This is a genomic window from Candidatus Erwinia dacicola (genome assembly GCF_001756855.1).
GTDB lineage: Bacteria > Pseudomonadota > Gammaproteobacteria > Enterobacterales > Enterobacteriaceae > Erwinia > Erwinia dacicola.
Window position 1 is genome coordinate 1 of the sequence record NZ_MAYS01000485.1, and the last position, 7,469, is coordinate 7,469.

8 protein-coding genes and 1 pseudogene are annotated in these 7,469 nt (G+C 50.6%); all 9 read right to left on the minus strand.

Annotated elements, in window-relative coordinates:
- Positions 1–123 precede the first annotated feature (123 nt).
- Entirely contained in the window at positions 124–1,308 is a 1,185-nt protein-coding gene (tuf, locus tag BBW68_RS12680; protein ID WP_070135638.1) for an elongation factor Tu, read from the minus strand.
- A gap of 66 nt (positions 1,309–1,374) precedes the next feature.
- On the minus strand, positions 1,375–3,489 hold the full coding sequence (gene fusA / locus BBW68_RS12685) for an elongation factor G (protein ID WP_070135639.1): 2,115 nt from the start codon (positions 3,487–3,489) through the stop codon (positions 1,375–1,377).
- A 93-nt stretch (positions 3,490–3,582) separates the two neighbouring features.
- Positions 3,583–4,053 carry a 30S ribosomal protein S7 gene (gene rpsG / locus BBW68_RS12690; protein ID WP_070135640.1) on the minus strand — a complete coding sequence of 157 codons (471 nt, stop codon included), beginning with the start codon at positions 4,051–4,053 and terminating at the stop codon, positions 3,583–3,585.
- 96 nt (positions 4,054–4,149) lie between these two features.
- Positions 4,150–4,524: a 30S ribosomal protein S12 gene (gene rpsL / locus BBW68_RS12695; protein WP_070135641.1), complete on the minus strand. Its 375-nt coding sequence runs from the start codon at positions 4,522–4,524 to the stop codon at positions 4,150–4,152.
- Positions 4,525–4,650: 126 nt separating this feature from the next.
- Complete coding sequence (gene tusB / locus BBW68_RS12700) at positions 4,651–4,938, minus strand: sulfurtransferase complex subunit TusB (RefSeq protein WP_070135642.1); 288 nt, start codon at positions 4,936–4,938, stop codon at positions 4,651–4,653.
- Positions 4,939–4,945: 7 nt separating this feature from the next.
- A complete protein-coding gene (tusC, locus tag BBW68_RS12705; protein WP_070135643.1) occupies positions 4,946–5,305 on the minus strand; it encodes a sulfurtransferase complex subunit TusC in 360 nt (119 codons plus the stop codon).
- A complete protein-coding gene (tusD, locus tag BBW68_RS12710) occupies positions 5,305–5,691 on the minus strand; it encodes a sulfurtransferase complex subunit TusD (RefSeq protein ID WP_070135644.1) in 387 nt (128 codons plus the stop codon). Before tusD ends, tusC begins: the two co-directional genes overlap by 1 nt.
- Positions 5,692–5,699: 8 nt before the next feature.
- Entirely contained in the window at positions 5,700–6,413 is a 714-nt protein-coding gene (locus tag BBW68_RS12715) for a helix-turn-helix transcriptional regulator (protein ID WP_070135645.1), read from the minus strand.
- Positions 6,414–6,586: 173 nt separating this feature from the next.
- Positions 6,587–7,130 (minus strand): annotated as a pseudogene (gene fkpA / locus BBW68_RS12720) (FKBP-type peptidyl-prolyl cis-trans isomerase); the annotation flags it as partial.
- Positions 7,131–7,469: the final 339 nt, after the last annotated feature.

Genomic DNA, 7,469 nt, shown 5'->3' on the forward strand with positions numbered 1-7,469 from the left:
TTCCAGTTCCAGTTCCAGCGCAAGATTACAATGGTTATTAGCTCACCACAATAGAAAAGAGCGCCGAAGCGCTCTTTTCTATTGCTTTGGCAGAGCGAACTCTGCCAGTTCAAATCATCACAATTAAGCAATAACTTTAGCAACAACACCTGCACCAACGGTACGACCACCTTCACGGATTGCGAAACGCAGACCGTCGTCCATTGCGATTGGTTTGATCAGTTCAACAACCAGCTTGATGTTGTCGCCTGGCATGACCATTTCAACGCCTTCTGGCAGTTCGATGGTACCGGTCACATCAGTCGTACGGAAGTAGAACTGTGGACGGTAACCTTTGAAAAATGGGCTATGACGGCCGCCTTCTTCTTTAGTCAGAATATAAACTTCTGATTCGAACTTGGTGTGTGGATTGATTGAGCCTGGCTTAGCCAGAACCTGGCCGCGCTCAACGTCTTCACGCTTAATACCGCGCAGCAGGATACCACAGTTCTCGCCTGCACGACCTTCGTCCAGCAGCTTACGGAACATTTCAACGCCGGTACAGGTAGATTTCACGGTATCTTTCAGACCCACGATCTCAACTTCTTCACCCACTTTAACGATACCGCGCTCTACACGACCAGTAACAACAGTACCACGACCGGAGATGGAGAATACGTCTTCGATTGGCAGCAGGAATGGCTTATCAATCGCACGCTCTGGCTCTGGGATGTAGCTGTCCAAATGCTCAGCTAGTTCGATGATTTTCGCTTCCCAGTCAGCTTCGCCCTGCAGTGCTTTCAATGCAGAACCGCGAACGATTGGCAGGTCATCACCAGGGAAATCGTAGGCAGACAGCAGCTCACGCACTTCCATTTCAACCAGCTCCAGCAGCTCTTCGTCATCAACCATGTCACATTTGTTCATGAACACGATGATGAAAGGAACGCCAACCTGACGACCCAGCAGGATGTGCTCACGGGTCTGCGGCATTGGGCCATCAGTCGCAGCAACAACCAAGATCGCGCCGTCCATCTGAGCAGCACCGGTGATCATATTTTTCACGTAGTCGGCATGGCCTGGGCAGTCAACGTGCGCGTAGTGACGAGTTGGGGTATCATATTCAACGTGAGAAGTGTTGATGGTGATACCACGTGCTTTTTCTTCTGGCGCGTTATCGATCTGGTCGAACGCACGAGCAGAACCGCCATAGGTTTTAGCCAGAACGGTAGTGATAGCAGCAGTCAGGGTAGTTTTACCGTGGTCAACGTGGCCGATAGTACCAACGTTGACGTGCGGTTTGGAACGTTCAAATTTCTCTTTAGACACGACGATATTCCTTACTTTAATGCTCACCCTTTGGTGAGAGCATAGGATCAATATTTAAACTGTAGCTTATTTGCTACGAGCTTCAATTACGGCCTGAGCGACGTTGTTCGGCGCATCATCATACTTCAGGAACTCCATGGAGTACGAAGCACGGCCTTTCGTCAGAGAACGCAACTGAGTCGCGTATCCGAACATTTCAGACAGCGGAACCTCAGCATAAATCTGAACGCCAGTAGCGTTAGATTCTTGTCCTTTGAGCATACCACGACGACGGCTAAGGTCACCGATAACGTCACCGGTATTCTCTTCAGGAGTCTCTACTTCAACCTTCATGATTGGTTCAAGCAGTACCGGCGTTGCTTTCTTAAAGCCGTCTTTGAACGCAATAGAAGCCGCCAGTTTAAACGCCAGTTCTGAGGAGTCAACATCATGGTATGAACCAAAGTGCAGACGAACGCCGAGATCTACTACTGGGTAACCAGCCAGTGGACCTGATTTCATCTGTTCCTGAATACCTTTGTCAACCGCAGGGATGTATTCACCAGGAATCACACCACCTTTAATATCATTGATGAATTCGTAACCTTTAAGGGTAACGCCCGGCTCCAGTGGGTACATGTCGATAACAACATGACCGTACTGACCACGACCACCAGACTGTTTGGCGTGTTTACCTTCGATATCGGTAACTTTCGTACGAATCGCTTCGCGGTAAGCAACCTGAGGTTTACCGACGTTGGCTTCAACGTTGAATTCACGCTTCATACGGTCAGCGATGATGTCTAGGTGCAGCTCACCCATACCAGCGATGATAGTCTGGTTAGTCTCTTCGTCAGTCCATACGCGGAATGACGGGTCTTCTTTAGCCAGACGACCCAGAGCTAGACCCATTTTTTCCTGGTCAGCTTTGGTTTTCGGCTCTACAGCGATGGATATTACCGGCTCAGGGAATTCCATACGCTCCAAAATGATGACGTTGTCCGGATCACAAAGGGTGTCACCAGTGGTCACGTCTTTCAGACCGATCGCGGCGGCGATATCGCCTGCACGAACTTCTTTGATCTCTTCACGCTTGTTAGCGTGCATCTGTACGATACGGCCCAGACGCTCACGAGCAGATTTAACAGGGTTGAACACGGCATCACCTGAGTTTACTACACCAGAGTAAACGCGGAAGAAGGTCAGGTTGCCCACAAATGGGTCGGTAGCAATTTTAAACGCCAGAGCAGCAAACGGCTCTTTGTCATCTGAGTGACGAACAGCTGGAGTGTTTTTACCATCGTCCAACATACCGTTAATCGCGGTAACGTCGGTCGGTGCTGGCAGATACTCAATGACCGCATCCAGCATCGCCTGAACACCTTTGTTCTTAAATGCAGAACCACAGGTAACCAAGATGATTTCGCTGTTCAGAACGCGCTGACGCAGAGAAGTTTTGATCTCTTCTTCAGTCAGCTCTTCGCCGCCAAAGAACTTTTCTATCAGCTCATCAGAGCCTTCAACTGCAGCTTCAACCAGCTTGCCACGCCACTCTTCGGCCAGTTCCTGCATATCAGCTGGGATATCTTCGTATTCGAAGGTGACCCCTTGATCGGCTTCGTTCCAGTTGATCGCTTTCATTTTCACTAGGTCAACAACACCGGTGAATTTCTCTTCTGCGCCGATAGCCAACTGCAATGGCACCGGGTTTGCACCTAGGCGCTTTTCCATCTGGTCAACAACTTTCAGGAAGTTTGCACCCATACGGTCCATTTTGTTAACGAACGCAATACGTGGAACTTTGTACTTGTTAGCCTGGCGCCATACGGTCTCAGACTGTGGCTGAACGCCACCAACTGCACAGTAAACCATTACCGCGCCATCAAGCACACGCATAGAACGCTCAACTTCGATGGTGAAGTCAACGTGTCCTGGGGTGTCGATGATGTTTACGTGGTGTGGCTCAAATTGCTTAGCCATACCAGACCAGTAACAGGTGGTCGCAGCGGAAGTGATGGTAATACCACGTTCCTGTTCCTGCTCCATCCAGTCCATGGTTGCTGCGCCGTCATGTACCTCACCGATTTTGTGGTTTACACCGGTGTAGAACAGAACACGTTCGGTAGTTGTAGTCTTACCGGCGTCGATGTGCGCACTGATACCGATGTTACGATAGCGTTCAATGGGTGTTTTACGAGCCATTTGATTCCTCTGATTCTTAGACGTCCTAAGTTAAAAAATCCCAGCAGGTGAGTCACTGGGACGCCCGCTGGGTTTATAACAACTACAGTGCTATTACCAGCGGTAGTGAGCGAACGCCTTGTTGGCTTCGGCCATACGGTGAACATCTTCACGTTTCTTAACTGCAGTACCTTTGTTTTCTGCAGCATCAGAAAGTTCGTTCGCCAAGCGCAGAGCCATAGATTTATCACCGCGTTTACGAGCAGCTTCTACGATCCAACGCATTGCCAAGGCATTACGACGAACCGGACGGACTTCAATTGGTACCTGATAAGTAGAACCACCAACGCGACGGGATTTAACTTCCACGGCTGGACGGACGTTGTCTAGGGCTACTTCGAATGCTTCCAGCTCGTTTTTACCAGAACGCTGAGCCAAGGTCTCCAGCGCGTTATAAACGATAGCTTCAGCAGTAGATTTTTTACCATCTACCATCAGGATATTGACAAATTTGGCCAGCAATTCTGATCCGAACTTAGGATCTGGCAGGATTTTACGCTGACCAATGACGCGACGACGTGGCATGGAAATACTCCGTTATTAATTCAGGATTGTCCAAAACTCTACGAGTTTCTTATGACATTTAAGATAAAACGTTTGGCCTTACTTAACGGAGAACCATTAAGCCTTTGGCTTCTTCACACCGTACTTGGAGCGAGCCTGCTTACGATCTTTAACACCTGAGCAGTCCAGCGCGCCACGAACGGTGTGGTAACGTACACCTGGCAAGTCTTTTACACGACCACCACGGATCATGATCACGGAGTGTTCCTGCAGGTTATGACCTTCACCGCCGATGTAGGAGGTAACTTCAAAACCGTTGGTTAAGCGAACACGACATACTTTACGCAGTGCGGAGTTCGGTTTTTTAGGGGTAGTAGTGTATACACGAGTACATACACCACGTTTCTGCGGGCAGGCTTCCAGCGCAGGGACGTTGCTCTTTGCAACTTTGCGTACGCGTGGTTTGCGAACTAGCTGGTTAACTGTTGCCATTAAATAGCTCCTAGGATTTAGCTTCTGCTTCGTAAACACGTAATAAATCGCCTCGTGAAATAACGAGGCTGCAAAATTTTAAGGCTGAGATCAAAAGGTGTCAAGAAATAACCAGAATTACTACTGTCACCAAGTCATTTGCTGCGGGTTCTTTACAACCAGCGCAACGAAGTTAGTATAACCTACTGACACCACATTGGTTGAAATTTGAGCAGATAACCCACGCGCCTCGACATCTTCCTGCAGCACGTAGAGTGAGATGGGGGCATTTAGCAAGGCTTCAAGGGCAGGACTGCCTTCCAGAGCCGCAATCACCCCATCCTGTAGCAGTAGCACATCATCACCGTCACCCAGCAGGCGCAGCAACGCTGCAATATCGCAGCGGAAAGGTGACGTCATCAGGGTATGCAGCATGGTTTCCTCAGAAGGTAATTACCCGGTCATAGTCGTTCAGGGTCTGGCGCAGGTCAGCAATCGTTAATATCTCAGCAGGCAGCACGCGGGCCGCGTCGGCAGCAATACCTCGTTCTGCTAACGCCGCGGCGCACAGATAGCAGCGTTCAACGTCATACATCGGCAGCACACCAAAGGTAGCGATGTAGTTGCGCGCCAGAATCTGCTGCGGCTGCTGACCCGCAGTGAGCTGCAGTACGCCATCGCTTACAAAGAACAGCGCGATATCCTCGCTGAATGCCGACGTCGCCAGCACAGCATCCAGCCCTTCCCGCCCGGCACTGGTGCCGTGCGGCGCCTGAGTAAATACGAAAGCGATACGATTCATCAGAACTGCACCATGCGATTACAGCTGAGGGCGGCCTCCGCCAGCGCGCCCAGCCCGCTGAGCTGAAAACCTGTGGCCAGATTAGCCACAGGCAGGCCAAGGCTGGCGGCTTCTAGCTCATCGGCCACGCCACGGCGCAGCGCCGCCGCCACGCAGATATTCAGCGCCACGCTGTGCTCTGTGTGCAGCTGCTGCCAGTGACGGGTCAGATCGGTTTCATCGCTGGCCGGGGCATTAAGTAGACTGGCATTCAGTACCCCTTCGCGATAGAAAAACACGCTTTCCAGTTCATGCATCTGCGCCAGCAGCTCGCGAGCAAACAGCCAAGCGCTACTGGCCTGCTGCGTGCCATAAGCTGGGCCGGTCACCATCAGGCAAAAACGCATTACTTATCCTAGCCGTGGAAATCGCCATTCTTGAACTGGCGAATGTAGAGATAGACCGTGTGCTTGGAGATATTCAGGCGGTCCGCTACTTGGTTTATCGCATCTTTGATATTAAAGATCCCTTTCTCATACAAATTGAGCACGATTTGGCGATTCTTGGCGTTGTTGGACACATTGCGGTCAGCGCTGACTTCTTCAATCGAGAATTCCAGCGTCTGCATCACCAAGTCTTCCACCGAGGAGGCGAAGTTGACCGAGGAGGCTACTTCCTGCGTCTCGGGCGGCATGAACGTCGCCATAATCTGTGAAAACGGCACATCAAGGTTCATGTTGATGCACAGCAGGCCAATCACCCGCTGTTCGCGATTGCGGATAGCAATGGTCACCGACTTCATCAGCGCGCCGCTTTTGGCACGGGTAAAGTAGGCTTTCGAGACACTACTGTCAGTACCCGTCATATCGTGCAGCATGCGCAGCGCGAGATCGGTGATTGGCGATCCAATTTTGCGCCCGGTATGTTCACCATTGGCAATACGCACCGCCGAGCACTTCAGGTCTTCCAGCGAGTGAAGCACGATTTCGCAGTGCGAACCGATAAGCATCGCAAGGCCATCAACAACAGCTTCGTAAGATTTGAGAATTTCGAAATCCCCAGCCGTGAATGGATGCTGTTCAAGCGACTCCAAATCCGCGACGTCACCGAAGAACAGTGAATTAGACATGACGACACCACCCTTTGACCAGAGCCTGTCACACGGCACCAAGGCAGACTCATTCTTATTAAATGCGCGCCGGATAGTCTAGCAAATATGACAAAGGCGTGTCCCAGACCTTTGTCGTGAAATGCAATCTAACGCAAAAACTAGGGAAATAGCAGTGCTGGCGGTGGCAGGCATTACTGCTTAGCTTTCGCATCACCAGCGGCTGGTGCGGCACAGGCCTTCACTGCAGCTTTAATGCCCAGCAGTTCAATGTCAAATACCAGCCTGGAGTTAGCCGGAATACCCGGAACGCCATTTTTGGCGTAAGCCAAGTTCGGTGGGATCACCAGCTTGATTTTGCCGCCTCTCTTCACGTGCTTCAGGCCTTCCGTCTAGCCAAGGATAACACCATCCAAGCGGAATGACAGCCGCTCGCCGCGGGTGTAAGAGTTATCGAACTCGGTGCCGTCAATCAGCGTCCCTTTGTAGTTCACCACAACGGTGTCGCTGTCAGTAGGCGCGCTGCCAGTTGCCTCTTTCTCTACCTAGTAAAGCAGAACCTATTAGAGCAGACCGGATTCGGTTTTCTTCACGCCTTTCTCTTTAGCTAATTTAGCCGCGTAAGCGTCACCCGTTTTCTGTCGCATCTTTTTCTATCTTCGCCTGAGAAGCACTGGCAGCCATTGTCAGCGTAGCATTCAGCGCGACGGCCATCGTGGTAGCTGACAATGTGACTTTAAACAGTGATTTCATCGATTTTTCCAAATCACCTTGGGAATCGTTTGCAGACCTACGGTCTGAAATATAACTGGGGTGAGCTGAAAAAACAATCTCGCCATGACAAAGTGAAGTTAACTTCCGACCACATATACACATATATTCGCCCGAAATATCTCACCACAGGAATGGAGTCAGTTAAACGACTTTTCAACCTCTGGCGGCTAATTTACCTCGTTTCGCCTACTTCTGCCTGCATTTTACCGCTAGAATCGGGCAATTCGCTAGGACTGCACTTGGCTCGGTAGTAGCATCTGCACGCTGCTTCACCTCTTTATTCAGGCACTCCAGCGTGTTCGT